Annotated in this window: 24 protein-coding genes, 1 tRNA gene and 1 pseudogene; 15 read left to right on the top strand and 11 right to left on the bottom strand. The window is 71.2% G+C overall.

Annotated elements, in window-relative coordinates; genetic code table 11:
- Positions 1–232 precede the first annotated feature (232 nt).
- A complete protein-coding gene (locus tag BJ961_RS32525; protein ID WP_271416341.1) occupies positions 233–1549 on the top strand; it encodes an SAM-dependent methyltransferase in 1317 nt (438 codons plus the stop codon).
- 73 nt (positions 1550–1622) lie between these two features.
- Here the strand turns inward: BJ961_RS32525 and BJ961_RS32520 are convergent, their stop codons facing one another.
- Together BJ961_RS32520 and BJ961_RS32515 are read right to left on the bottom strand one after the other, a co-directional pair.
- Positions 1623–4151 carry an ABC transporter permease gene (locus BJ961_RS32520; RefSeq protein ID WP_271416340.1) on the bottom strand — a complete coding sequence of 843 codons (2529 nt, stop codon included), beginning with the start codon at positions 4149–4151 and terminating at the stop codon, positions 1623–1625.
- A gap of 71 nt (positions 4152–4222) precedes the next feature.
- Complete coding sequence (locus BJ961_RS32515; protein ID WP_271416339.1) at positions 4223–4993, bottom strand: ABC transporter ATP-binding protein; 771 nt, start codon at positions 4991–4993, stop codon at positions 4223–4225.
- A gap of 393 nt (positions 4994–5386) precedes the next feature.
- Here BJ961_RS32515 and BJ961_RS32510 point away from each other — a divergent pair.
- Positions 5387–5473, top strand: a tRNA-Leu gene (locus tag BJ961_RS32510).
- Between the two features lie 103 nt (positions 5474–5576).
- Here the strand turns inward: BJ961_RS32510 and BJ961_RS32505 are convergent.
- The 4 genes from BJ961_RS32505 to BJ961_RS32490 form a co-directional block, all read right to left on the bottom strand.
- Positions 5577–6725, bottom strand: a complete 1149-nt coding sequence (locus BJ961_RS32505) for a glycosyltransferase family 4 protein (protein WP_271416338.1) — start codon at positions 6723–6725, stop codon at positions 5577–5579.
- Complete coding sequence (locus BJ961_RS32500) at positions 6722–7300, bottom strand: hypothetical protein (RefSeq protein WP_271416337.1); 579 nt, start codon at positions 7298–7300, stop codon at positions 6722–6724. Before BJ961_RS32500 ends, BJ961_RS32505 begins: the two co-directional genes overlap by 4 nt.
- 179 nt (positions 7301–7479) lie before the next feature.
- Positions 7480–9747 carry a bifunctional glycosyltransferase/CDP-glycerol:glycerophosphate glycerophosphotransferase gene (locus tag BJ961_RS32495; protein ID WP_271416336.1) on the bottom strand — a complete coding sequence of 756 codons (2268 nt, stop codon included), beginning with the start codon at positions 9745–9747 and terminating at the stop codon, positions 7480–7482.
- Between the two features lie 261 nt (positions 9748–10008).
- A complete protein-coding gene (locus BJ961_RS32490; protein WP_271416335.1) occupies positions 10009–10170 on the bottom strand; it encodes a hypothetical protein in 162 nt (53 codons plus the stop codon).
- Positions 10171–10192: 22 nt separating this feature from the next.
- Here BJ961_RS32490 and BJ961_RS32485 point away from each other — a divergent pair, with 22 nt between their 5' ends.
- Positions 10193–10456, top strand: a complete 264-nt coding sequence (locus tag BJ961_RS32485) for a DUF2776 family protein (protein WP_271416334.1) — start codon at positions 10193–10195, stop codon at positions 10454–10456.
- 73 nt (positions 10457–10529) lie between these two features.
- On the opposite strand, the gene BJ961_RS32480 is transcribed toward BJ961_RS32485, so the two are convergent.
- From BJ961_RS32480 to crcB, 4 genes are all read right to left on the bottom strand, one after another.
- Positions 10530–11321 carry a hypothetical protein gene (locus tag BJ961_RS32480; protein WP_271416333.1) on the bottom strand — a complete coding sequence of 264 codons (792 nt, stop codon included), beginning with the start codon at positions 11319–11321 and terminating at the stop codon, positions 10530–10532.
- Positions 11322–11478: 157 nt separating this feature from the next.
- Entirely contained in the window at positions 11479–13497 is a 2019-nt protein-coding gene (locus BJ961_RS32475) for an FUSC family protein (protein WP_271416332.1), read from the bottom strand.
- Entirely contained in the window at positions 13494–13868 is a 375-nt protein-coding gene (locus BJ961_RS32470) for a fluoride efflux transporter FluC (RefSeq protein ID WP_271417239.1), read from the bottom strand. Before BJ961_RS32470 ends, BJ961_RS32475 begins: the two co-directional genes overlap by 4 nt.
- Positions 13865–14356 (bottom strand): fluoride efflux transporter CrcB, encoded by a 492-nt coding sequence (gene crcB, locus BJ961_RS32465; protein WP_271416331.1) that lies wholly within the window; start codon positions 14354–14356, stop codon positions 13865–13867. The genes BJ961_RS32470 and crcB overlap by 4 nt, the downstream gene beginning before the upstream one ends.
- 128 nt (positions 14357–14484) lie before the next feature.
- On the opposite strand from crcB, the gene BJ961_RS32460 reads away from it, so the two are divergent.
- The 11 genes and pseudogenes from BJ961_RS32460 (at position 14485) to BJ961_RS32410 (ending at position 25176) form a co-directional block, all read left to right on the top strand.
- Complete coding sequence (locus BJ961_RS32460; RefSeq protein ID WP_271416330.1) at positions 14485–15474, top strand: urea transporter; 990 nt, start codon at positions 14485–14487, stop codon at positions 15472–15474.
- A 60-nt stretch (positions 15475–15534) separates the two neighbouring features.
- A complete protein-coding gene (locus tag BJ961_RS32455; protein ID WP_271416329.1) occupies positions 15535–15840 on the top strand; it encodes an urease subunit gamma in 306 nt (101 codons plus the stop codon).
- A 2-nt stretch (positions 15841–15842) separates the two neighbouring features.
- Positions 15843–16781 (top strand): sirohydrochlorin chelatase, encoded by a 939-nt coding sequence (locus BJ961_RS32450; RefSeq protein WP_271416328.1) that lies wholly within the window; start codon positions 15843–15845, stop codon positions 16779–16781.
- Positions 16778–17200 carry an urease subunit beta gene (locus tag BJ961_RS32445; protein WP_271416327.1) on the top strand — a complete coding sequence of 141 codons (423 nt, stop codon included), beginning with the start codon at positions 16778–16780 and terminating at the stop codon, positions 17198–17200. Before BJ961_RS32450 ends, BJ961_RS32445 begins: the two co-directional genes overlap by 4 nt.
- Before the next feature lies 1 nt (position 17201).
- Positions 17202–18926, top strand: a complete 1725-nt coding sequence (ureC, locus tag BJ961_RS32440) for an urease subunit alpha (RefSeq protein WP_271416326.1) — start codon at positions 17202–17204, stop codon at positions 18924–18926.
- A 5-nt stretch (positions 18927–18931) separates the two neighbouring features.
- A pseudogene (locus BJ961_RS32435) lies at positions 18932–19698 on the top strand (urease accessory protein UreF).
- Positions 19699–19738: 40 nt separating this feature from the next.
- Positions 19739–20359 (top strand): urease accessory protein UreG, encoded by a 621-nt coding sequence (gene ureG / locus BJ961_RS32430; protein ID WP_271416325.1) that lies wholly within the window; start codon positions 19739–19741, stop codon positions 20357–20359.
- A 1-nt stretch (position 20360) separates the two neighbouring features.
- On the top strand, positions 20361–21302 hold the full coding sequence (locus BJ961_RS32425; protein ID WP_271416324.1) for an urease accessory protein UreD: 942 nt from the start codon (positions 20361–20363) through the stop codon (positions 21300–21302).
- Positions 21303–21363: 61 nt separating this feature from the next.
- Positions 21364–22710 (top strand): ammonium transporter, encoded by a 1347-nt coding sequence (locus BJ961_RS32420; protein WP_271417238.1) that lies wholly within the window; start codon positions 21364–21366, stop codon positions 22708–22710.
- 189 nt (positions 22711–22899) lie between these two features.
- Positions 22900–24087 carry a 4-hydroxybenzoate 3-monooxygenase gene (locus BJ961_RS32415; protein WP_271416323.1) on the top strand — a complete coding sequence of 396 codons (1188 nt, stop codon included), beginning with the start codon at positions 22900–22902 and terminating at the stop codon, positions 24085–24087.
- A 168-nt stretch (positions 24088–24255) separates the two neighbouring features.
- Positions 24256–25176, top strand: coding sequence for a Bax inhibitor-1/YccA family protein (locus BJ961_RS32410; RefSeq protein WP_271416322.1), 921 nt, complete (start codon positions 24256–24258; stop codon positions 25174–25176).
- A gap of 85 nt (positions 25177–25261) precedes the next feature.
- On the opposite strand, the gene BJ961_RS32405 is transcribed toward BJ961_RS32410, so the two are convergent.
- Positions 25262–25492, bottom strand: coding sequence for a DUF4287 domain-containing protein (locus tag BJ961_RS32405; RefSeq protein WP_271416321.1), 231 nt, complete (start codon positions 25490–25492; stop codon positions 25262–25264).
- Between the two features lie 133 nt (positions 25493–25625).
- Here BJ961_RS32405 and BJ961_RS32400 point away from each other — a divergent pair, with 133 nt between their 5' ends.
- On the top strand, positions 25626–25907 hold the full coding sequence (locus BJ961_RS32400) for a hypothetical protein (RefSeq protein ID WP_271417237.1): 282 nt from the start codon (positions 25626–25628) through the stop codon (positions 25905–25907).
- Positions 25908–25932: the final 25 nt, after the last annotated feature.

Below are 25932 nucleotides of genomic sequence, written 5' to 3'. Positions count from 1 at the left end.
ACGCGCAGCGGCAAGCCGTACGCGCAGCAGTAAGCAGTCCCTCGAAGGGGCCGTCCGCCATCCGTGGTGCGGGCGGCCCCTTCGCGCGGGCGTCGCGCCGCCCGCGCGACAAATCCGTTGGTGTGTACAGCTATTTTGCCGAGTCGTAACGCGCGCCGGGGACTGTACCGCGGGCTCCCAGGTGTTTACGTGGTGTTGGACATTCCGGGATCGCTCGTCACGGAGGCATGCCATGGCTGACGCCGCGCTGCGGCTGCAGAACCTCTTCGAACAGTTGCTGGGGGCACCTCTCCCGGTGCGCATCCGCGCCTGGGACGGTTCGCAGGCGGGTCCGCCGGGCGCACCGACCCTCGTCGTCCGCAACCGCAGGGCACTGCGCCGCCTGTTGTTCAAACCGGGTGAACTGGGCCTGGCCCGCGCCTGGGTGGCCGGGGACCTCGACATCGAGGGCGACCTCTACACCGCCCTCGACCTGATGGCCGGCCTCATCTGGGAGCGCGGCGACGACGCCCGCACCCTCGTCGAGGCGCTGCGCGACCCCGACGTACGCGCCGCGGTACGGGGCCTGGTGAAGCTCGCCGGACCGCCGCTGCCGCCCGCGCCGCCGCCCGAGGAGGTCCGCCGGGCCCGCGGCCACCTGCACACCAAGCGCAGCGACAGACGGGCCATCAGCCACCACTACGACGTCGGCAACGACTTCTACGAACTGGTCCTCGGCCCGTCCATGGTGTACTCCTGCGCCTACTGGCCGGCGCCCCCGGCCGAGGGCGGCACCCTGGAGGACGCCCAGCGCGACAAGCTCGAACTCGTCAGCCGCAAGCTCGGCCTGGCCCCCGGCCAGCGCCTCCTGGACGTCGGCTGCGGCTGGGGCTCCATGGCGATCCACGCGGCCCGCGAGCACGGCGTCCACGTCGTCGGCGTCACCCTGTCGCAGGAGCAGGCCGCGTACGCCCGCAAGCGCGTCGCCGACGAGGGCCTCACCGACCGGGTGGAGATCCGCGTCCAGGACTACCGGGACGTCGTCGACGGGCCGTACGACGCCATCTCCTCCATCGGCATGGCCGAGCACGTCGGAGCCGAGCGCTACCTGGAGTACGCCACCGACCTGCACCGGCTCCTCACACCGGGCGGTCGGCTGCTGAACCACCAGATCGCCCGACGGCCCCAGCGGGACGAGTCCGCCTACAGCGTCGACGAGTTCATCGACGCCTACGTCTTCCCCGACGGCGAACTGGCCCCCGTCGGCACCACCGTCACCCAGTTGGAGCGCGCCGGGTTCGAGGTGCGCGACGTGGAGTCGATCCGGGAGCACTACGCGCTCACGCTGCGCCGCTGGGTCGCCAACCTGGAGTCCGACTGGGCGACGGCCACCCGGCTGGTCAGCCCCGGCCGCGCCCGGGTCTGGCAGTTGTACATGGCCGCGTCCGCGCTCTCCTTCGAGCGCAACCGCATCGGCGTCAACCAGGTCCTCGCCGTTCGGACCCCCGGCTCCGGCGACTCCGGTCTGCCGCTGCGCGCCCGCGTGTGGAGCGCGCCCGGCCGAACCTGACCCCCCCACGACCCGAAGGGCCGGGCCCCCGTGCGGGGAGCCCGGCCCTTCGGTGTTCCGCGCCGCGGCGAGGTCACTCGGTCTTGATCGCGTTCAGCATGTTCAGCCGGGCGGCGTTGCGGGCCGGCCACAGGGCGGCGAGGACGCCCACCAGACCGGCCAGCACCACGAAGATCCCGATCCGGTCCCAGGGCAGGACCAGCGCGTACCCGGGGATCTCGGCGGCGACGGTCTCGCCGATCGCCCAGCCGAGGAACGTGCCGAGAGCGATGCCGACCACCGCGCCGAACACCGAGATGACGACGGCCTCCAGCCGCACCATCCGCTTCACCCGGCGCCGGTCCAGACCGATCGCGCGCAGCATGCCGATCTCCTGCTGCCGTTCGAAGACGGACATCGCGAGGGTGTTGACGACGCCCAGGACCGCGATGATCAGGGCCATCGCCAGCAGGCCGTACATGACGTTCAGCAGGGTGTTGATGGCGCCGCCGAACTCGTCGCGGATGTCCTGCCGGTCCATCACGGTGATCGCGGGATTGTCGCCGAGCGCGTCGACGAGGGCCTTCTCGTTCGCCGTGGACTGGCCGCCGTCGACCTTCACGAAGATCTGCCGGATGGACGGCTTCGCCTCGTGCGGGGCCATGACCTTCCGGTCGACGAGGACGGGGGAGAGGAACTCGCTGTCCTTGTAGACGGCGCCGACCGTCAGCGTGGCCCTCTCGTCGTCGTCGAAGGTGACGGGGACGGTGTCGCCGGGCTTCCAGCCCCTGTTCTCGGCCGTCTTCTCGGCGACCGCGATCCGGCCCTGCGCGAGCGAGTCCGCGCTGCCGCTGACGACGTCGACGGTCAGGACCTTCTCGATGTCGCCGGGGGCGACCGCCGAGGCGGACACGAACTCGCCGTCGACCCGGAAGTAGGCGTCCTGCTGCGGCGACACCGCGGACACGCCGTCGGCCTTCTCCAGGGCCGTCAGCGCGGACCGGTCGAGGTCGTCCCCGTTGGCCATCGAGACCATGTAGTCGGCCCTGATGTTGTCCGTGGTCATCTTGTCGATGGCCGCGCCGACCGTGACGCCGAGCACCGACAGGGCGGTCACCAGCGTCAGTCCGATCGCCAGTGCCGAGGCGGTGGCACCGGTGCGGCGCGGGTTGCGGACCGCGTTCTGGCCGGCCAGCTTGCCCGCCACCCCGAAGGGGCCGACGAGCAGCGGACGGACGAGTGCGATCACGGGCCGGGACAGCAGCGGGATCAGGACGATCACGCCGATCAGCGCGAGGAACGCGCCCGCCCCGATGTACATCCGGCCGTCGTCGCCGCCGGCCGAGGCGCCCGCCACGATCCCCGCCGCACCGAGGGCGGTGACGGCCGCGCCGATGGAGTTGCGCACCACCAGCGACTTGGTGGTGGCCACCGCGTGGACGCTGTTCATGGCCGCCACCGGCGGGATCTTCGCGGCCCGGCGGCCGGGCAGCCAGGCGGCGAACACCGTGATCAGCACGCCCACCGCGAACGCCGCGACCACCGGCGTGGCGGACAGGACCAGCGGACCGGCCGGCATCTTCATGCCGAACGCGGCCATGCCGGAGCGCAGCCCGACGGCCAGACCGACGCCGAGGGCGAAGCCGACGGCCGAGGCCACCAGGCCCACCAGCGCGGCCTCGGCGAGCACCGAGCGGGTGACCTGCCTGCGGGACGCGCCGACGGCGCGCATCAGGGCGATCTCCTTGGTGCGCTGGGCGACCAGCATCGTGAAGGTGTTGGAGATCAGGAAGACGCCGACGAAGAGCGCGATGCCCGCGAAGCCGAGCAGGACCTGCTTGAGGTTGCCCATGCTCTGCTCGATCTGGTCGGCCTGCTCGTCCGCGAGCGCCTGCCCGGTCCGGGCCTCGGCGGTCTCCGGCAGCAGCGGCTCGACCGCCTTCAGGATCCGCGCGTCGTCCGCGCCGGGCGCGGCGGTGACGGTGGCCTCCTCGAAGTAGCCCGGCTGGAGGTACTGCTTCTGCGCGACGGCGGTGTCGAAGAGGACGAGGCTGCCGCCCGCGTTGACGGCGCCGTCCTCGGTGGTGAACACACCGCTGAGGGTGTACTCCTTCACCGGGCCGTTGGTCGCGACGCGCACCCGGTCGCCGACCTCGTACTCGCCCTTGCCGGCGGACTCCTCGTCCAGGGCGACCTGGTCGTCCCGCACCGGTCCGGAGCCGTCGGTGAACGTGTACGCGGTGTCTTTGCCGTCCTTGCCGGGCGCGAAGTTGGAGCCCTTGTTGGACCAGCCGACGCCGATGAGCTTCCCGTCGGGGTCGGCGACCCCGGCGAAGCCCTCGACGCGGCCGTACACCCCGGCGACGCCGTCCACGGCGGAGATCCGGTCGAGGACCTCGCCGGAGAGGCCGTACTCCTTGGGGTTGTCCGGGTCGGCGTACGAGGTGACGGCGACGGCGACGTCCTGGTAGCTCTTGGCCGACTGGTTGCGGAAGGCGTTGGAGAGGGTGTCGGCGAAGACCAGGGTGCCCGACACGAACGCCACGCCGAGCATCACGGCGAGCACGGTCATCAACAGCCTGGCCTTGTGCGCGAAGACGTTGCGCAAGGCGGTACGGAACATGGGGGGTCTTCTCTGTCCAGACGTACGAGGTACGGGGGTGGGCGTACGGGGTGGGGAGCGGACGGGGAGCGTCAGCTGGTGCGGCCCTTGGCGTCGAACCGCTTCATGCGGTCGAGCACCGAGTCGGCCGTCGGCCCGTACAGCTCGTCGACGATGCGTCCGTCCGCGAGGAAGACCACCCGGTCCGCGTAGGCGGCGGCCACCGGGTCGTGTGTCACCATCACCACGGTCTGGCCCAGTTCCCGCACCGAGTTGCGCAGGAAGCCCAGGACCTCGGCGCCGGAGCGCGAGTCGAGGTTGCCGGTCGGCTCGTCACCGAAGATGATCTCCGGCCGGGAGGCCAGCGCCCGCGCAACGGCGACCCGCTGCTGCTGACCGCCGGACAGCTGGGCCGGGCGGTGCCCGAGGCGTCCGGAGAGCCCCACCATCTGGATCACGGAGTCCAGCCACTGCTTGTCCGGCTTGCGGCCCGCGATGTCCATCGGGAGGGTGATGTTCTCCAGCGCGGTCAGCGTCGGCAGCAGGTTGAACGCCTGGAAGATGAAGCCGATCTTGTCCCGGCGCAACTTGGTGAGCTGCTTGTCCTTGAGCGAGCTCAGTTCGGTCTCGCCGATGCGCACGGAGCCGGACGAGAAGGTGTCCAGGCCCGCCACGCAGTGCATCAGCGTCGACTTGCCGGAGCCGGACGGGCCCATGATCGCGGTGAGCTCGGCCTGCCGGAAGTCGATGGAGACCCGGTCCAGGGCGACCACCTGGGTCTCGCCCTGGCCGTAGATCTTGGAAAGCTCCGTGGCGCGCGCGGCCACGAGGGTGGACCGGTCGGCGATGGGTGCGGTGGTCACGGGAAGGGCGCTCCTGTCGGTACGGCGTGTGCTCGGGGACGTCATCCATCGTCCCGGCCGGGCGGAGCCGTGTAGTCAGCCGCTGTTCCGGTTTACGGGGGCGACTTCGGTCGGACGGCCACGGGCCGGTGTCATACCTGCGGATGACGGACGGCCCCGAGGACGGGGCGGGCGAGAACAGGGCGGACGCCCTCGTCGAGACGGTGAAATCCCGTCATTCCGCGTACACGGCCGGTCGTCGCACGTAAGGCTGTTGGCATGTGCTGATGGCCTGACCCGGTACCTGATGCTCCCTCAGGCGCCAATAAAATAAGACAACATCGGCCGTCCCGCCCGCGGTTCGGCAGGTACGTCCCGATAGGCTCAGGGCACGCGAAGCGGAGCCCATGGCCGGCCCGGATGGTGGAATGCAGACACGGCGAGCTTAAACCTCGCTGCCCCTTCGAGGGCGTGCCGGTTCAAGTCCGGCTCCGGGCACCATCCCTGTTCCGGCGTACCCACAGAACCCGGGGCAAGAGCGCGGCGAGGCCGCCGGGCACCGTGGGGAACGGTGCCTCGGCGGCCGGGTGGCGTCGCGCCGGGATCACTTCGCCGCGGTCAGGACCTCGTAGAGGTCTTCCCACGACTTGGTGACGACGTCGGGACCGTAGGCGGCTGCCTTCTGCAGGGCCGCCCGGGACAGGGTGCGGCGCAGCCCCTCGTCCTCGATGAGGCGGATGATGCCCGCGGCCAGGGCCTTTACGTCCAGCTCGGGCACGAGCAGGCCGTCCACGCCGTCGGCGACGAGTTCCCGCGGGCCGACCGGGCAGTTGAAACTGACGACCGGCAGGCCGCAGTTCATGGCCTCCAGCAGCACCATGCCGAAGCCCTCGGACTTGGAACTCATCGCGAAGATGGAGCCCTTCGCGAGCTGCTCGTCGAGCTCGCGCGTCGGACCCATCAGGAAGACGTGGTTGTACAGGTGCCTGACGCGGACGGCCTTGCGCAGGGCCTCCAGCTCCGGGCCGTCGCCGTGGACGCGCAGCGTCCAGTCCGGGTGGGCCTCCACGACCAGGCCGAACGCCTCGATCAGCTTGTCGACGCCCTTGTTGCCGTCGAGCCGTCCGGCGCTGACGACCTGGGGCGCGGTGAGCCTGCTGCGCGGCACGTCCAGGGAGTGCAGCGCGTTCGGGATCCGCTCGACGCGGACGCCGGGGAACGCCTCGGCGTAGGCTTCGCGGTCCGCTTCGGTGAGGCAGACGAGCGCGTCCATCTTCACGTAGGCGGCGTCGATGGCCTTGCGCCACTCGCCCTTGTGCGTGGACAGACCCGCGTGCTCCTGCACGACCCGGACCAGTGACGGGTCCGTGTACTCGGCGATGATCAGGTTGATCGTGGGTCGGGTGCCGATCACGATCCGGTCGTCCAGACCGCGCAGGAAACGGATCATCGCGCTGATCCGGCGACGGCTGTCCGCGTTCTTGGACACACCTGCGGGGAAGCGGTCGTGCCAGGAGGTGTCCTCGGGGCCGTCGTACCGGTCCCAGTCCACGTACGTGCCGGAGCGGTTGTCCACGAGCGCCGTCACCCGTACCCGCGGGTCCAGCGGGAAGGGGGGCTCCTCGTGGTAGCGCAGCATGGTCGCGATCTCGACGTCGTGACCCCGCTCGACCATGGCGTTGGCCTGGTTGAACACGGTACGGACCGTGCCGCCGACGCCGAACGCGTTGTAGATCAGGTACGTCAGCTTCATGTGGCGCTCCGGTCGGAGTCGTCGCGTCGGGCGCAGCGGATGGAGAGTTCGTCGCCGTCGGTGTAGTACGGCAGCACGGCGACCCCCGCCTCGTACTGCTCGGGGAACTTCACGATCTGCTTCTTGCCCGGCATGTCGTCGAGGTGGCGGCCGACCCGGAGGGTCACCTTCTTGCCGCCCCGTGTCGCGAGGACGTGCAGGTCCCAGTGCTCGCTGGGCAGCGCGTCCCAGACCGCGAGGCGGCGCACCGGCACGACCGTCTCGAAGCGCGCCCCGTCGTGGACCACGGGGAAGTAGAGCTGACGCGGGGTGGGGGGCGAGGTGCGGGTCACGGTGCGCACGAGCCGGCCCTTGAACCGCTGGGCACCGGTCTCGACGGGAAGGTCGGGCCGTTCGCGAGAGGTGAGGCGCAACGTCCACGACTTGTCCACGGGGACGTCGTCCGACACTCCGCCAGTGACGACCGTCCCGAGGATGCGGATGTGACCGTCGCGCGGCCAGACCCGTCTGATCTCAGCGTGGGGCCGCTGCCCGGCACTGGCTTGCATGGCCACCTTCTCTTCTGTTCCTGTCATGGGCCTTCCCCTGGGGGAGGTGAGAGGTCAGGCAAAGCAGTGGCGCCGGTACGCCCCGTTCCGCCAGGCTCACCGAGGACGGCAGGACGGGAGTATTCGCACACACGGGCCATGGCTGTCAACACCCGGTGCCGGGCATCGGCACGCTCCTCACGGCACGCCGACGCCCCGACCGGGTGTTACGCGGCCCTGGACTGCTCGACCGCGGGCGACTGGGGGCTCGCCGCCTCGGCGGCCGCGGGCGACGGGGCCGGTGTCCGCTCGTCCAGCGGCAGGACCGGCAGCTTCTCCGCCGGCTCGCCCAGCATGATCTGCCGTATGACGCGCTCGGAGGCCCGGCCGTCGTCGTACTCGCAGAACTTGCGGCGGAAGGTGTCCCGCAGGGCGTCGGACCGCTCGTCCCGCCAGGCACCACTGACGAATATGTCGTGCAGTTCGTTCTGGGAGTGCGCGATGTGGCCGGGCGGCTCCTCCATGAGGTCGAAGTACACACCGCGGGAGATCTTGTACGCGTCCCAGTCGTTGGCGTAGATCACGATCGGCCGGTCGAGGTTGGCGTAGTCGAACATGATCGACGAGTAGTCCGCCAGCAGCACGTCCGCGGCGAGCTGCAGCTCCTCCGAGGAGGTGTGGGAGGTGACGTCGATGACCCGGGCCGAATCCTGCAGCGCCCGCAGTTCCGGGGTCTGCTCGTAGAAGTGGTGGCCCCGCATGAGGACCACATAACCGTCACCGAGGGCGTCGGCGAGGCGGGCGACGTCGAGCTGGGGAACGTAGCTCGTGGTGTAGTCCCGGTGGGTCGGGGCGTACAGAACGGCCGTCTTGCCGCGCGGGATGCCCAGCTCTTCCCGGATGCGACGGACGTCGTCGGCGGTCGAGTTGTAGAAGACGTCGTTGCGGGGGTAGCCGCTCTCCAGCGGTGCGAAGGAGCAGGGGAAGGCCCGCTCCCAGATCTCCGAGGAGAACCGGTTGGAGGAGATGCAGAAGTCCCAGCGGTCCGAACGCTCCAGGAGCTTCCTGAAGTTCGTGCCCTTGGCGGCGACCGGGTAGGGCAGCAGGTGGATGCCCATGGTCTTGAGCGGCGTACCGTGCTGCGTCTGCACGTGGACGGTACCGGGCCGCTTGATGAAGCGGTCCTCGAAGTTGACGTTGTTGAAGAAGTACTTGGCGCGCGCCATGACCTCCAGGTATCTGGGGGTCCCCGGTATCACGTAGTCGGTGCCCGGCGGGAGTTTCTTCACCTCGCCCGGCTTGGCGACCACCACACCCTTGACGTGGGGGGCTATCTCCTTGGCCTTGGCGTGCAGAGCGGCCGGGTTGCACACGTAACCGCGGCCCCAGTAGGACGAGTAGACGGCCAGATTCTCGTCGACGGGCTGCTTGAGCGCGGTTTCGTAATGGCGGTCCATGCGCTTGCCGGCCGCCTTCTTCCGGGTGGCGCGGACCGTCTTGCGGACCTTGCGGCGGCCTTTGTTGGCCACCTTCAGCGTCTGGTAGACCGGGTAGGCGCCGCGTCCGATCAGCGCGTGCCGCAGGCCGGTGTGCCCCTCGGGCCGCACATAGCCCGCCGGCAGATAGCGCCGATAGTGGCGGTGGGCCAGAGCGAAGAATTCGGCACGCAGCTCGTCGGGCACCCGGTTGTTCTTGGCCAGGATGGCGATGAAATGGTCGATCATCTTGCTGAAGAGCTGGGCCCGCCACTCTTCGAGGGACGGGTCGCTGTCGATGAAGGCGAAGACCCGCTCGTACTGGTCGAAGATGTCGAAGTGCTTGCGGCTGACGGTGCGCAGGATGTTGCCCTGGCGGCGCTGGCGGTAGTGGACCACGACATGGTCCAGGGCGGCTATCCGGTCGGCCGACATCAGGACCGGGAAGGTCCAGGGAGTGTCTTCGTAGTATCCCGGCGGGAATTCGAAGCCGCGCTCCTCGATGAAGTCGCGCCGGTAGACCTTGTTCCAGACCACCATGAGCAGCGTGAGGAACTCCGGCCGCTGCTTCGCGGTGAAGACCTCCGGCCCCTCCGTGCGAAAGACGGAGGCCAGACTGTTGCGGGTCTCCCCGCCCCACCAGAAGGTGCGCGCGTAGTCGAAGATCAGGACGTCCGGGTCGGAGGTCTGCGCCAGCCGGTCCGCTATGAGCTGCAGCGAACCGGGGGTGAGCGTGTCGTCGCTGTCGAGGAAGAAGAGATAGTCGCCGCGCGCCATCTCCATCCCCGCGTTGCGTGCCCTGCCGAGGCCCACGTTCTCGGGCAGGTGCAGTGCCCGGACCCTCTCGTCGGCCTTGGCGTATTCGTCGACGATCTCACCGCAGCGGTCGGGCGAGCAGTCGTTGACGGCGATTACCTCGATGTCACCGAAGGACTGCTCGAGGATGGAGTCGAGGCACTCCGGCAAGAAGGACTGCACTTGGTAAATCGGCACGATCACGCTGATACGCGGCTTCGACACGCCCTGCTCTTCCAATCCTTCGACCGCACCGGAGCGTTGTCCGGTCCGGGTTCGGGTCCTGAGTCTTCTTTCGTCATCCTGGGGGGCCTGGAGGGACAGGCGCGTGGTTGACAGATGAGGCAGGATACACTGACGAACAGTTCATATGTTAGGCGCAGGTTCTGACGCCTCGTTTGGTGACCCCGCGCACATGTGACGTGAATCATGGCGTAGGGCCGAAGAGGGCCGACTTCTTCGCCGGCCGTCGCACCTGGGGCGTCGTCATCGCGGACGCCGTACCGGTGCCTCGGACTCGCCGATGTCCTTGTGCAGATGACCCATCACGTCACGCATCTCGCCGACCCCGGGGGACGAGGCCGCGGCCTGCTCGGTGGCGGTACGGAGCCATTCCGTGGTGGCCAGGGTGATCGGGCTGGGGCTCATTTGCTGGAGCATCCTCAGCAAGGTGCTGCTGCTGGCCCTCGTGTGGCGGCGGTCGGCTCCCCTGGCGAACCGCGTTCCGCTGATACCGGTCGGCACCGCTCTGCTCTGCCTGTTCCTCGCGGCGTTCCTCTTCGAATCCGCCGACTCCGCGGTCGTCGTCGCGGCTCGTGTCCTGATCGGGCTCGGCGCCATCTGCTTCTCGCTGTTCTCCATCGTCTCCATTCTGGAGAGCGGTACGGGTGGCAGCGCGGACAGTGAAGAACAGCCGCAGGGATCAGGGACGTGACCAGGGGCGGCACCGAATCCGTGAGAGGGAAGGACGGACCGCGTTCCCCGCCGGGCGGGACGCGGGTCCGCGATCAGTTGTGCTCCTCGTCGATGGTGACGGCGACGCCGTCCTCCACCTGGACGGCGACGGCGACGCTGCCCTTCTTGGCCGCGGCTTCGAGGTCTTCCTCGGTGCAGGGCGTGATGGTCTCCGCGTCGCCGCAGATCCAGCCGGCGCCGTTGATGACGGTGTCGGTGGCGGTGAAGAACGCACGCTCGTTACCGTCGCGGCTGAGGGAGTACTTGCCCGGGGCCATGTACCCGAGGGTGCCGGAGAAGAGCCCCGACTTCTCGCCCTCGCCCATGCCGCTGCCGCCGCCGGTGCCGCTGTCGGTGTGGTCCTCGATGATGCTGACAGCCACCCCGTCCTTGACGTCGACCGTCGCTCCGAACCCGTTCTTGGCCGCGGCTTCGAGCTCCTCCTCGGTGCACGGCGTGGCGGCCTGGCCGTCCGCGTCACCGCAGATCTTGCCCGCGCCCTCGATGTCGGTGTCCTCGGCGGTGAAGAACGCCTGCTCCGCGCCGTTCTCGTCCTTGACGGTGTACTTGCCGGGCGCGAGGTAGGAGACCGTGCCGACCCACTTGCCCGAGACCCCACCGCCGTTCGAGCCCTTCCCGCCCGACGGGGACTCGGTGCCGGAACCGGTGCCGCTCCCGCCGTCGTCGGACTTCCCCTTGGCGGCCGAGTCCGAGGCCGCGGACGCGTTCCCGGCCGGCTTGCCGGTGTCCTCCGTGTCCTCTCCCTGGCAGGCGGTCAGCAGCATCGTCGTGGCCACCAGGGCGGCGGCGGCGAGGACGGACTTGCGGCGGTGCGTGCGAAGCATGGCGGGACTCCCCCTGCTGGTGGTGACGGCGCCGGTCCGGACTGGTCGATCTGGACGGCCTCTGCCTTGTCGATCACCATCCTGAACGGTGCGGCGACCCCTCAGGAAGCGCGGTTACGGTGTCATGACACTCCTGTCGTGATCACGAGACGCCCTGTTACGACCGGCCTCCTTCGCCCTGTCCGCCGGTCCCTTCGCGGGACTCCGGTGTGGGATCGGGTCGCACCAGCGCGTCCGCCAGCGCGACCAGCCTGCGGTGCAGCTCCGCAGCGTGCGCCGGTGCCGGTGGCGTTACCGGTGGTGGTCCGGGAAGGGCCTCGCGCACGGCGGACGAGCCGGGCAGTCCCGCGGCCGCCGCACGGGCCAGGGCGTCCAGGTGGCGCCCGACGCGGACGGCTTCGTCCGGAGCGGGGGGCGCCGGGCCGGCGAGCACGGTCCAGGACAGCAGACGTCGCACCGCCAGGACGGCCGGCCACAGCCGGTCCGCGGTGCCGGTGGTGCGGACCTCCTCGGCGGGCACGGCGGCGTTCATGTCCCACAGTTCCGCCGTCCGCTGCCAGGCCGTTCCCTCGCACCCGGGCCGGACCTCCCCCGTCCGCAGACGCTCCCGCACGGCCGTCCCCGTCGCCTGCACGGCGCTCGCCACCGCCGCGCACACCCGGCGCCCGGGCACACCGGCCAGCACCAGCGTGGCGGCCAGCCCGAGCACGAGGCCGAGGGTCAGGTCGAGGAGCCGAAAGGCGGCCAGCCGGCCCAGGCCGTCCGGGACGACGGTGGCGACCAGCAGCAGGGCGACCGGGGTGCTCAGCATGGTGCGCACGAAGAGGGCGCCGGGGGGTGCGCCGCGGGAGACCGCGTGGGCGGCGGTGACCACGGTGACGGTCACCCAGGTGCCCGGCTGGTAGGAGTGGAAGGCCAGAGCCGTGACACCCACCCCGGTGAGGGTTCCGAGGAACCGGACCCGGGCGCGCTGGGCGGGCTGCCGGCCCGGGCCGCCCTGTAGCGCGGCGGCCGCCCCGACGGCCACCCACGCCGGGTGCAGAAGGGGAAGTACGGAGCCCAGTACGGTGCCGACCGCGACGGCGAGCCCGATGCGCAGGGCCACCGGGAGGTCGGGGGACGAGCGGGACAGCGGGCGGGACAGTTCCGTGCGCAGGGTCTCGCGGGGTGGCAGCGGCGCGGGCCACAGCGCGCGGGCCGCCCTCATCGGCTCCCGCCAGGTCCGGTGGCCGTCGGGGGAAGGCCCCGGGACGCGGCCCGCCGCGATGTCGGTCGCCGCGGTCCTCAGCCACGCGACCCGGTCGGGCGACACCGGGGCACCGCCCCGTTCGGTCGCGTTCTGCACCGTGTCGAGCAGGGCCTCGAGCCGGGTCATGAGGGCGTAGAGCGCCAACCGCCGGGGAGCGGGCTCCGGCGCGGTTCCCGCGCCGCGGCCCTTCCGGGCGTTGTCCAGCGCCACCCACGCACCGTGCGCGGCCACGTAGGCGCTCTGCCCGGCGGCGAGGAGAGCACCCCGCGCGTCCCGCGCGGTGCCACCGGCCCCGTTCCCGTTCCCGGACCCGGACCCCGTCCCGGCCCCGGAGCGTTGCCCGGCGTCGTGCTCGCGCTGTGCCTCCGCGAACCTCGCGACCGAACGGAAGGCGGCCGACACCGCCCGCTCCTCGGGCTCGTAGGGCCGCGACAGCCACCCCGACATGGTGGCCGCGCAGGACAGCACCGCCCCGAGGGCGAGGCAGCCGGCCCGTACCGCCGTGTCCGCCGGGGTGACCGGTGGGAGGAAGGCCGCGAGCGAGGCGACGAGGATGACGAAGTAGCTGCCCGGTCCGCTCACCCGCAGCGTGCGCACGAGCAGGGTGGCCGCGACGGCGACGACGGTGAGGACCCCCACCATGGCCCACACGTCTCCCGCGGCCGCGGAGCCCGCGACGAAGGCCACGAGGAAGGACGCCGAGAGGAGCACGAGCAGGGGCCCCCGCCGCGGGTAGGGCTCGCGGGCGCCGTACGCGTCCACGTAGCAGCCCATCGCCGCGAAGATCCCGTGGTGGATCCCGCCGACCGCCGTGACCGCGCCGAAGGAGAGCCCGAAGACCACCATCGACCGCGCCGCGCGCCGCCGGTCGAACGACGTCAGACCGCTGCGCCACCTGTGCGCCGTGCTCGCGACGGCCGCGCTCACCACAGGGCCTGGGCGACCGCCATGCCCGCGAACGACAGGCCGAGACCGAGCGCGACCGTCACGAACACGTAGCCGGCGGCTCCGGCCAGCCGCCGGGCGCTCGCCAGGGAGTGGACCTCGTTGGAGAACGTCGACCAGGTGGACAGGGCGCCGCAGAAGCCGGTCGACAGCAGCGCCTGGCCGGACTGGCCGAGTGCCCCCTCGGCGCCCGCCTGGACGAGGAAGCCCAGGAGCAGGGCGGCGGCCATGTTGGCGAGGAACGTGCCCCAGTGGAAGGAGGACCGCAGGTGCTCCTTCGTCGCCGCACCGATCAGATAACGGGCCGGAGCGCCGACCGCACCGCCCGCCAGGACCAGCAGCCACTCCATCAGGACCCACTTCCTTCCCCGGCCCCCGCGTGCCGGTCACGCACCAGGGCCAGCCGGGCCACGACCACACCCAGGACCACCGCCGTCAGACAACCCGCCACCGTCACCAGCAGGTTGGTCACGGCGTAGCCCGGCTGGTCGTTCTCGAACAGCCGGCGGGTGTCGTCGGTGTAGGAGGAGAACGTGGTGAAGCCGCCGAGGACGCCGGTGCCGAGCATGGGGTTCAACAGGCGCGGAGCGCCGGTGAAGCGCTCCTTGACCGCGATGGTGAGTACGCCCATCAGGAAGCACCCCACCACGTTGATCAGCAGGGTCGTCACCGGGAAGGACGCCTCACCCGTTCGCCACAGCAGCGCCGCGTCGCTGCCGTTGCGCCACAGGCGGGAGGCGCCGTAGCGCAGGAGGGCGCCCACCGCTCCGCCGACCGCCACCGCGGCGACCACGGGGGCCCGTGAGCCGACCGCGGAGTCCGGATGAGGGTGGAGGTGCATATCGCCAAAAAGGTGCATATCGTCACCTTAGCTGGCTCCCGATCATGCGGGCATCGTGCGGGAGGACAGCGACTCACCGATCAGCCGACGGCCCGTCAGAGGCCCTCAGCCCCCGCGAAGGAGTCAGCGTGGCCTCGCAGTCGATCGAGCACGGTGCCGGGTCGCCACCGCCGAAGTCGTCCGCGCACACGTGGAAGGAGACCGCCCTCGGCGCCCTGCGGGGCGTGGGGCAGGTGGACTTCCAGGCGAGCCTGTGGTGTTCGCTCGTCATCCTCGTCGCCCTCTGGGTGGCGGGCTGGGAGATCGGCCTGTTCGCCACCATCGGAGCGGTCGTCGCCACGCTGACGGCGCGGTTGCTGGCGGTCTCGCACGACTCGGTGACCCAGGGGCTGATGACCTACTGCGGTGTGCTGGGCGGCATCGCCATGGTGGTCTACCTCGGCAACCACCCCTCGACGTACGTCATGGCGGTGTGCGCGGCCGTGACGTGCACCCTGGTGACCGCCACCCTCGGAACCCTGCTCACGCCCTTCGGACTCAGGGCCTTCACCGGGCCGTTCTGCCTGGTCTCCCTGGTGATGGTGCTGGGCGCCCCCTCGTTCGAGCGCGTCTGGCACGGCACCCCCGAGTCCGCGGTCACCCCGGCCACCCCCAAGAGCCCCTACGTCAGCTGGACGGACCTGTGGCAGGGCTTCTTCTCCAACTTCTCGCAGATCTTCTTCGTCGAGACCTGGTACGTCGGCCTGATCATGCTGGCCGGCCTCTTCCTGGCCGGGTGGCGGGTGGGGCTGTTCGCCGTGCTGGGCAGCGTCGTGGGGATCCTCACCGCGTGGGCGCTCGGCGCTCCGGCCGCGCTGATCGGCGAGGGGATCTACGGCTACAACGCGGTCCTGACGAGCCTCGCGTTCGGCGTCGTCCTGCTGCGCGCCACCGCCTGGAACTTCGCCTACACGGTGCTGGCCGCCGCCGCCACCACCGCCCTGACGGCCTCGCTGTCGGTGCTGTTCGAGAAGTTCGGCAGCCACACCTTCACCTGGCCGTTCAACATCGCCACCTGGGCCCTGCTGGCGGCGGTGCCCTTCCTGTCCCGCATCACCCTGCTGGCCGACGACTCCTGAGGTCCCGGCCCGACCACGACCGCGTCACGCCCCCCCCGCGTCACCGAGGAAGGCAGTCCCATGAACCTGGCCCCCCGAGAGATCGACAAGCTGCTGGTGTACGTCGTCGCGGACCTGGCGCGCAAACGCCGGGAGCGCGGGCTGAAGCTCAACTTCAGCGAATCGGTGGCGCTCATCACCGAGGCCATCCTGGAAGCCGCCCGGGACGGCAAGACCGTCGCGGACTGCATGGAGCTGGGCCGGCAGGTGGTCGTCGAGGACCAGACCATGCCGGGTGTGCGGGAGATGCTGCCGCTGCTCCAGGTGGAGGCGACCTTCGACGACGGCAACAAGCTGGTCTCCTGCCACGACCCGGTCGGCGGCTGATCGTGCGCCGCGGCACGGTGGTCGCCGTCTGCGGCCACGAGAGCGACGGCGGGCATGCCGTACGGGACCTGCTGGGCCCTCAGGTGTCCTGCGTGTCCGGCGGCCGTGAACTGCTCCGCCGCGTCCGCGCGTCACGCGCCCGCGGCGAGGACGTCTGCGTGGTGCCGATGACGCTGGGGCGCGACCCGGAGCTGGTCGCCGACGCCGCCCGTACCCTGCTGGACCTGGCCCCCGAGGAGCGCGCGGGCACCGTGCTGGCCGAGCCGTTCGGGACCGCGGAACACCTGGTCGGGTGGCTCCGGGCGGCGGCCACACGGGTGCCGCGCGACCGGGCGCTCCTGATCACCGCGCCGTCCGGCGACCCCTTCGTCGACGCGGACCTCTTCCGGATCGCACGTCTGGTGCGGCAGTACGGCCGCCACCGCACCGTCGAGGTCGCTCTCACCGGTGGCGATCCGGACCCGGCCGAGGGCGTCCGGCGCTGCCGCGCCCTGGGCGCCCAGCGCGTCGTGCTGCTGCCGGCCGCCTGGGCGGTCCCGCGGGTGCCGGACACCGGGTACGGCGAGCCGGGCGGACCCCTCCTGACGGCGCCCGCGACGGCGGGGGTGCTCGACGCGCGCGTCGGTGACGCCTGGCACCGGTACGACCGGCACGGCGACGACGGCCTGCCCCGGGGCCTCACGGCGGCCCACGACCACGGCCACTCCCACAGCCACGGCCCGGGCGGCCACGGGCACGACCACGGCCCGGGCGGCCACGGGCACGACCACGGCCCGGGCGGCCACGGGCACAGCCACGACCACGCTCCGGTCGGCGGCGGTCACGTCCACGGGGCGCGCGGTGCCCCGGCCTCCGCTGCCGCCCCCGTCCATGCCGCCTCCTCCGCGTCCTCCGCCTCCTCCGCCTCCTCCGTTCTCCCATCCAGCAGGAGCCTTCGATGAAACTCCCTCCCCGCCACCAGTACGGCGACGAGCCGATCGAGATCAACGCCGGCCGGCGGACCCTCAAGGTCAGCGTCAGCAACACCGGCGACCGGGCGATCCAGGTCGGCTCGGACTACCACTTCTTCGAGGCGAACTCCGCCCTCGAGTTCGACCGCGAGGCCACGCTCGGCATGCACCTCAACATCGCCGCCGGCACCTCCGTCCGCTTCGAGCCCGGCGGCACCCGCGAGGTCGAGCTGTGCGCCTACGCGGGCACCGGCCGCCTCACCGGCTTCAGCGGGCTCCTCAACGGCAGCGTCAAGTCGCACCCCGCCCGGGTGGAAGCCGTGAGCCGGGCGCTGGAGCGCGGTTTCCGGAGCACCGGCGCCAAGGACAAGGACGGCGCCAAGAAGTCCAAGAAGAAGGGATCCAACTGACATGCCGACCCTGTCCCGCAAGCAGTACGCCGACCTGTTCGGCCCCACGGTGGGCGACCGGTTCCGGCTGGCCGACACCAACCTCGTCGTCGAGGTCGAGAAGGACGTCCGTGAGGGCTCCTACGGCGACGAGGTCGTCTACGGCGGTGGCAAGACCATGCGTGACGGCATGGCCGCCGACCCGCAGGCCACCGCGGCGCAGGGGGCCCTCGACCTCGTCATCACCAACGCCGTGGTCCTGGACGCGGTGCTCGGTGTGGTCAAGTGCGACATCGGCGTCAAGGACGGGTTCATCGCGGGCATCGGCAAGGCCGGCAACCCGCAGACCCAGGACGCCGTCGACCCCCGACTCGTCATCGGCCCCGGTACCGAGGTCGTCGCCGGTGAGCACCTGATCGCCACCGCCGGAGCGATGGACTCGCACGTGCACCTGATCTCGCCGCAGCAGTGCGAGCAGGCGCTCAGCAACGGCATCACCACCTTCTTCGGCGGCGGTACCGGGCCGACGGACGGGACCAACGGCACGACCTGCACGCCCGGCCCCTACAACCTCGCCCGCTTCCTGGAGGCGGCCGAGGACCTGCCGGTCAACCTCGGCATCATGGGCAAGGGCAACGGCAGCCTCCCCGCGGCCCTGGACGAGCAGATCGAGGCGGGCGCCGCCGCGCTCAAGGTGCACGAGGACTGGGGCTCGACCCCCGCCGTCATCGACAACGCGCTGGCGGTCGCCGACCGGCACGACGTCCAGGTCGCCATCCACACCGACACCCTCAACGAGGGCGGCTTCTTCGAGGACACCCGGTCCGCGATCGACGGCCGTACGATCCACACCTTCCACAGCGAGGGCGCGGGCGGCGGCCACGCCCCCGACATCCTGCGGGTCACCGGCGAGCCGAACGTCCTTCCCTCGTCGACCAACCCGACGCTGCCCTACACCAAGAACTCCGTGGACGAGCTGCTGGACATGGTGATGGTCTGCCACCACCTCAGCCACGACATCCCCGAGGACGTCTCCTTCGCCGACAGCCGGGTGCGGGCGGAGACCATCGCCGCCGAGACGGTCCTGCACGACCAGGGCATCATCAGCATGGTCTCGTCCGACTCCCAGGCCATGGGCCGCGTCGGCGAGTCCGTCACCCGCGCCTTCCAGATCGCCCACGTCTGCAAGGAGGCCTTCGGCCCGCTGCCGGAGGACTCCGCGCGCAACGACAACAACCGCGTCCTGCGCTACCTGGCCAAGGTCACCGTCAACCCGGCCATCGCCAGCGGCATCTCGGACTACGTGGGGACGCTGGAGGCGGGCAAGCTCGCGGACATCGTGCTGTGGCCCATGCACTCCTTCGGAGCCAAGCCCAAGATGGTCATCAAGGGCGGCGTCGTCTCCTGGGCGCAGATGGGCGACCCGAACGCCTCGCTGCCCACCCCCCAGCCCGTCTACTACCGGCCCATGTTCGGCCAGTACGGCAAGGCCATGCAGTCGACCCACGTCACCTTCATGTCACAGGCCGGCATCGCGGCCGGGGTGCCCGAGAAGCTCGGCCTCCAGCGGAGGGTCCTGCCGGTGCGCAAGACCCGCACGATCGGCAAGCACAACATGATCCGCAACGACGTGGTGCCCGACATCCAGGTGGACCCGGAGACGTACAAGGTCACGGTGAACGGCAAGGTCGCAACCATCGACCCGGCCCAGAAGCTGCCCCTCAACCAGCTGTTCTTCCTGGTCTGAGCCCGATGTACCGCGACGAGACGACGGAGACGGCCGAGGTGGCGGAGACGCCCGAGGCGGACGTGGTGTCCGAGGCGGCCCCCGCCACGGACCTGGGCCACCTCCTCGTCAGCCTCCAGCTGACGGACTCGGCGTTCCCCAGCGGGTTCTACACCCTGTCCCACGGCCTGGAGGGCTTCGCACAGCAGGGCGCGGTCGACCACGACTCCCTGGCCGCGCTGCTCCACGACGTCCTGCGGCACGGCGTCGGCCCGGCCGACGCCACCGCGCTCGCCCTGGCCCACCGGGCCGCCGCGGCCGACGACTGGGACGCGGTGGTCGCGACGGACCGCCGGCTGCACGCGACGAAGCTGGGCCGCGAGACGCGGCAGGCGGCGACCCGCACCGGGCGCCAGCTGCTCGACCTGGCCGCCGAGGTCTTCGGCGGCCCCGGTGTCGTCCGCTACCACCGCGCGGTGGTGGCGCGTCGGGCCCCGGGACCCAGGCCGTCGCCGCGGGGGTCGTGTACGCGGCGGCCGGGGTGCCCGTGCGGCAGGCCGTCGCCGCCGACCTGTTCGCGTTCTGCGCCAGCTTCGCCGGAGCGGCGCTGCGGCTGCGGCTGACCGACCACCGGCTGGCGCAGGTCCTGCTGCGGCGGACGGCCCCGGTGATCGAGGAGACCACCCGCGAGGCGCTGGCCCGCGGCCTCGGCGACCTCGGGGCCACCACCTTCGCGGCCGACGTCATGTCGGCCCGTCACGAGCGGGCGGAGGCCCGCCTGTTCGCCAGTTGAGGGCCGCCGGCCCTCGCGGAACCCCCGGAGAGGAAGAGAAGTGAAGGACAACGTGCTGCGTGTGGGGATCGGCGGGCCCGTCGGATCGGGCAAGACCGCTCTCATCGAGGCCCTCGTGCCGATCCTGATCGAGCGGGGCCGCCGGCCCGCCGTGATCACCAACGACATCTACACCCAGGAGGACGCCCAGCACATCCGCCGCACCCTCGCCGGGGTGCTGGAGGGCGACCGCGTGGTGGGCGTCGAGACGGGCGCCTGCCCGCACACCGCCGTCCGCGACGACCCGACGATGAACCTGGCGGCGGGCGCGGAGATGCTGGAACGCCACCCCGACGTCGACGTGCTCCTCTACGAGAGCGGCGGCGACAACCTGACCCTCACCTTCAGCCCGGCCCTGGTCGACGTGTTCGTCTTCGTCCTGGACACCGCCGAGGGCGAGAAGATGCCGCGCAAGCGGGGACCCGGCATCACCGACTCCGACCTGCTGGTCATCAACAAGATCGACATCGCCCAGTACGTGCGGACCGACCTCGGCGTCATGGAGTCCGACGCCCACAAGGTGCGCGGCGACGGACCCGTGGTGCTCACCGACTGCCTGACCGGCAAGGGCGTCGACGAGGTCCTCGCCTTCATCGAGTCCCGGCGCAAGGTCCTGATCTGACGTGCCGGCCGTCCGCGACCGGCTGGCGCCGGAGTACTACGAGCCCGCCCGGCTCCCCCCGGAACTGGTGGCGTTCTCGGCCGTGCCCGAGACGCTCGGACCGGGTTCGCCGGCCAAGGTCGGCATCCTCGATCTCGGTTTCGCCCGCCGGGGGGAGCGCACCGAGCTGGTCGAGCGGTACCAGAAGACTCCGCTGGAGATCATGCGTCCGCTCTACGTCGACCCGGCCCTGCCCGGCATGGCGTTCACCTACGTGATGGCGACGGGGGGCGGCATCGCCCAGGCCGACCGCTACCGCCAGGACCTCCGGTGCGGTCCGCACACCCAGGTGCTGTTCACCACGCAGGCGGCCACGAAGGTCTACCGGATGGAGCAGGACTACGCGACGCAGCTGGTCCGGCTCACCGCCGCCGAGGGCGCGTACGTCGAGTACCTGCCCGATCCGCTCATCCCCTTCGAGGGCGCCCGCTTCCACCAGAACGCCGTGATCACCGTCGACGAGGACGCCACGGTCGTCTACGGGGAGACGGTCACCGCGGGCCGGATCGCGCGTGGTGAGCGGCACGACTACACCACCCTCGGCAGCGACCTGGAGATCCGCCGGCCCGACGGGACCCTCCTGGCGGTGGACACGCTCCGGCTCACCCCGGAGCGGTCCGGCGGGGTGGACGGCCCGGGCGTCTTCGGCGGGCACGACCACGTCGCCTCCCTGTTCGTGGTGAGCGGCCGGCGTCCCGCCGCCGAGATCGCCGACGCCCTGCACGCGTCCCTGACGGGCCACGAGGTGCTCCACGGGGCGAGTGTGCTCCCGGACGACTGCGGGGCCTGGGTGCGGATCCTCGCCCACGAGGAGCCCCGGGTCACCGGGGCCGTCCGGGCCGCCTGGGACGCCGTACGCCGGCTGCTCACCGGTCACCCCGCACCCGACCTGCGCAAACCGTGAACCGCCAGCCGTAGACCCGCCAGCCGTAGACCCGCCGCCCCGCGCCCAGGAGACCATGCCCGTGATCACCGCGCCCGCCCCCATGCCGCCCGCCTACAGCTCCGGCGACACCGCCTGGATGCTGGCCGCGGCGGCCATGGTGCTGCTGATGACCCCCGCCCTGGCGTTCTTCTACGGCGGAATGGTCCGCACCAAGCACATCCTGGTGATGCTCAAGATGAGCTTCGCCTCGCTGTGCTTCGTCACCATCCTCTGGTTCATCCTCGGGTACTCGCTCGCCTTCGGACCGGACGTCGGCGGCGTCGGCCTCATCGGCAACCTCGACCACGCCTTCCTGCGCGGCATCGAGCCGAACACCCTGACCGGGTCCATCCCCACCTACGTGTACGCCACCTTCCAGATGGGCTTCGCCATCGTCACGGTGGCGCTGATCAGCGGATCCATCGCCGGCCGGGCCACGATGCGGGGCTGGCTGGTCTTCTCGGTGCTGTGGCTGCTGATCGTGTACGTGCCGATCGCGCACTGGGTCTTCGACACGGACCACGGCTGGATCACCAAGCACCTGGGCGCGCTGGACTTCGCCGGCGGCCTGCCGGTGGAGATGAACTCAGGCATCGCCGGGCTGGCCACCGCCCTGGTCATCAGGGGCCCCGCGGACTTCCGGCGCAGGGAGCCGACGCCCAACAACATCCCCCTCGTCATGATCGGCGTGGCGCTGCTCTGGTTCGGCTGGCTGGCCTTCAACGCCGGGTCGGCCGTCAAGGACAGCGGCACCGCCGCCACGGCCTTCATCAACACCCAGCTCGGCGCGGCCGGCGCGATGGTCACCTGGCCGCTGGTGGAGTACTGGAGGACCCGGCGGGTGACCATGATGGGCGTGGGCTCGTCGGCCGTGGCCGGCATGGTGGCCATCACCCCCGCCTGCGGCGAGATCGATCCCAGCGGCGCGCTGGTGACCGGACTCGTGGCGGGCTTCGTCTGCGCGTTCGCCGTCACCCTCAAGTACCGGCTGAACGTCGACGACACCCTGGACGTGGTCGGCGTGCACGGTGCGGGCGGCCTCGTCGGACTGCTCATGGTCGGCTTCTTCGCCACCTCCGCGGTCAGCGGCAAGGAAGGCGTCTTCTACGGGGGCGGCGGCTCCCTGCTCTGGAAGCAGGTCGTCGCGATCCTCGCCGTGGGCGCGTTCTCCTTCGTCCTGACCTGGATCCTCGCCAAGGTCGTGGACGTCGTCGTCGGCTTCGCGGAGAAGGAGCCGTACGCCGCCGTACCGGGCCAGGACGAGGAGCGCGCCTACGACTTCCGCACCGCCGAGCGCCTGGACGCCCTCGCGGGCGGCGACCGGGGCCTCGACCGGGAGACGCTGGGTGAGATCCAGCGCCTCCTGCGGGACCGCCGGGAGGACTGAGCGGCACACCGCGAGAAGAACCGGCCCCCCGTTGACAGCGGCGCGCGGGGGGCCGAAACTCGGCGCATCGATGGTGAAGGAAATTTCACCAGACGAACCCCCTCGCATGAACACCGTGGACGCCGACGCACGAGCGACGCGGCGCGAACGCCCGAGCGAGGCAACGACGCCGATCGAAGGGAACGACCGATGCGCACCACCGTCGGCATCATCGGGGCCGGCCCCGCCGGACTGCTGCTCGCCCGGCTGCTCCACAACGCCGGGATCGACTCGGTCGTCCTGGAGAGCCGCGACCGCGCCTACGTCGAACGCAGGCAGCGCGCCGGAATCCTGGAGCAGGGCACGGTGGACGTACTGCGCGCGGCCGGGGCCGGGGAGCGGATGGACCGCGAGGGACTGCGCCACGACGGCATCGAGCTGCGGTTCGACCGGCGCCGCCACCGCGTCGACTTCCCCGCGCTCACCGGCGGCAGGTCCGTCATGGTCTACGCCCAGACCGAGGTCTGCAAGGACCTCATCGCGCTCCAGCTGACCGAAGGCGGCCCGCTGCTGTTCGAGGCGGAGGCGCTGGCCGTGGAGGGGGCCGGGACGGACCGGCCGCGCGTCCGCTTCCGGCACGGCGGCGCGGAGGGTGCCGGGGGCGCCGAGGAGGTGCTGGAGTGCGACTACGTCGTCGGCTGCGACGGCTTCTGGGGCGTGGCCCGGGCCGCGGTCCCCGGCGGGCGCACCTTCGAGCGGACGTACCCCTTCGGCTGGCTCGGCATCCTCGCCGACGTCGCCCCCTCCCACGACGAGCTGGTCTACGCCCGCCACGACCGCGGCTTCGCCCTGCTGTCCATGCGCTCCCCGTCCGTCTCCCGCCTCTACCTCCAGGTCCCCGCGGACACCGACGCCGGCGACTGGAGCGACGAGCGGATCTGGGACGAGCTGGAGCGCCGCTTCGAGACCGACGACGGCTGGACCCTGAACCGCGGGCCCCTCACCCAGAAGTCGGTCACGCCGATGCGCTCCTACGTCCACGAGCCCATGCGGCACGGGCGCCTCTTCCTCGCCGGTGACGCCGCGCACATCGTGCCGCCCACCGGCGCCAAGGGCCTCAACCTCGCCGTCGGCGACGTGGTGACCTTCGCCAGGGCCCTGGCCCACCGCACCGAAACCGGCTCCGACGACCTGCTCGACGCCTACTCCGCGACCTGCCTGCGCCGTGTCTGGCAGGCCGAGCGGTTCTCGTACGACATGACGACCATGCTGCACAGCGCGCCCGGCGCCACGCCCTTCGAGGAGCGGCTGCAGCGGGCCCGCCTGGACCGGATCACCTCCTCCCGCGCGGCCGAGACCGACCTCGCCGAGGGCTATACCGGTTTCCCGATCGGGTGAGCGGGGTCCGGCGGCGTACCGGGCCCCGGCCGTGAGGGGAATCACTGATCGGCGTAGCGTGTTGAGTCGCAAGGCAAGGGAAAGATCCTCCCCAAGCAGTAGGGTCATTCCTTTGCCGTTCTATTACTCTTGAGCCAAGGCTGCGCCGTGTGGCCATGGAGGAGTGAAATGAGGAGCAGAAACCCGGTCTTCTCGCGACGGGGGTTCAGCCGCGACAACGGCTACGCGGGCTTCAACGCCGCGCCGCAGGCCGGGGGACCCGCCGTCGCCACGCAGGCCAACCCGTACGCGCAGGGCACCCAGGGCAACCCGTACGCCCAGCCCGCCGGCAACCCGTACGCGCAGAACCCTTACGCGCAGCAGGACCAGCAGTTCGGCGCCCCGCCGCAGGCACCGGCCACCACCGGCCGGATGACGATGGACGACGTCGTCATCCGTACGGGCAGCACGCTCGGCGTGCTCGTGGTGACGGCCGCCCTCGCGTGGGCGCTGCTGCCGGTGGACGACGCCCACATCAACCGTTCGTACGGCATCGGTATCGGTGCCGCGGTGATCGGCATGATCCTGGCGTTCGTCCAGTCCTTCAAGCGCAAGCCCGCGCCGGCGCTCATCCTGGCGTACGCGGCGTTCGAGGGTGTCTTCCTCGGCGTCGTCTCCAGCGTCGTCGACAACCGCATCGCCGACGGCGCGGCCATGCAGGCCGTGATCGGCACCATGGCGGTCTTCGCCGGTGTGCTGATCGCCTACAAGGCCGGCTGGATCCGCGTCAACCGGCGCTTCTACGGCTTCGTGATGGCAGCCGCGCTCGGCTTCGTCTTCCTGATGATGGTGAACCTGCTGTTCGCCGTCTTCGGCGGCGGCGACGGCCTCGGCTTCCGCAGCGGTGCGCTCGGTGTCGTCTTCGGCATCGTCGGCATCATCCTCGGTGCCTGCTTCCTCGCCCTCGACTTCAAGCAGGTCGAGGACGGGCTCGCCTACGGCGCCCCGCGCGAGGAGGCCTGGTTCGCGGCCTTCGGCCTCACGCTGACGCTGGTCTGGATCTACCTCGAGTTCCTGCGGCTCATCGCGATCCTGAACAGCAACGACTAGTCGGCGACGACTGGTACGCGCGGTACGAACAGTGAAGGGCCCCGGGCATCGTGCCCGGGGCCCTTCGTCGTGGGTCGGCGCCCGCTCACCGCAGGTTGCGCGCGGCCCTTCTCAGGTCGTACTCGTGGACGATCGCCTTCGCGTGGCCGTACGCGAGGTCGTGTTCGTGCCGGAGCCAGCTGACCTTCTCCTCGAAGCGGAAGAGGGCGGGGCCGTCCTCGACGGCGCGCAGCCAGTCGGAGATCTCACGGCCGGTGCACTGGGGGATACGGGCGAGCAGATTGCGATGGGTCTCCTCGGAGAAGACGTGGGACATCGGCGCCTCCGGGCGAAAGGGAATGTAGGCCGGTCCTTCAGGTCACCGTGCCCGAGCGTCCGCCCGTTGGCAACAGTCCCGGACGGCCGCGTACGCTCGCGCCGTGGTTGATACTTCGCCTTTGACCCGTGCCGTGGACGACTTCGCCGACCGGCTGCGGGCCGCCCCGCAGAGCAGGCTGCAACGCGGCGCCGCCGCCGAGGCGCTGGGGCTGGCCAGGGAGTTGGCCCGGCGTGCCCAGCTCGTGGAGGAACCCGGGGCCGAGCCCCGGGAGATGCCGGACGCGGGCATGTTCGCCGCCGCCGACCAGATCGCCGTCGCCGCACACGACCTGGCCCTCGTACTGGAGGACGAGGGCCAGGTGGAGGAGGCGGTGGCGCTGGTGGAGGAGGCCCGCAAACGGGCCGGTGTGTGACCCGGCGCGGGGCGCCCGCGCGAGC

Source organism: Streptomyces lienomycini (assembly GCF_027947595.1).
Taxonomy (GTDB): domain Bacteria; phylum Actinomycetota; class Actinomycetes; order Streptomycetales; family Streptomycetaceae; genus Streptomyces; species Streptomyces lienomycini.
This window is presented reverse-complemented; position numbering and strand designations above follow the sequence as displayed.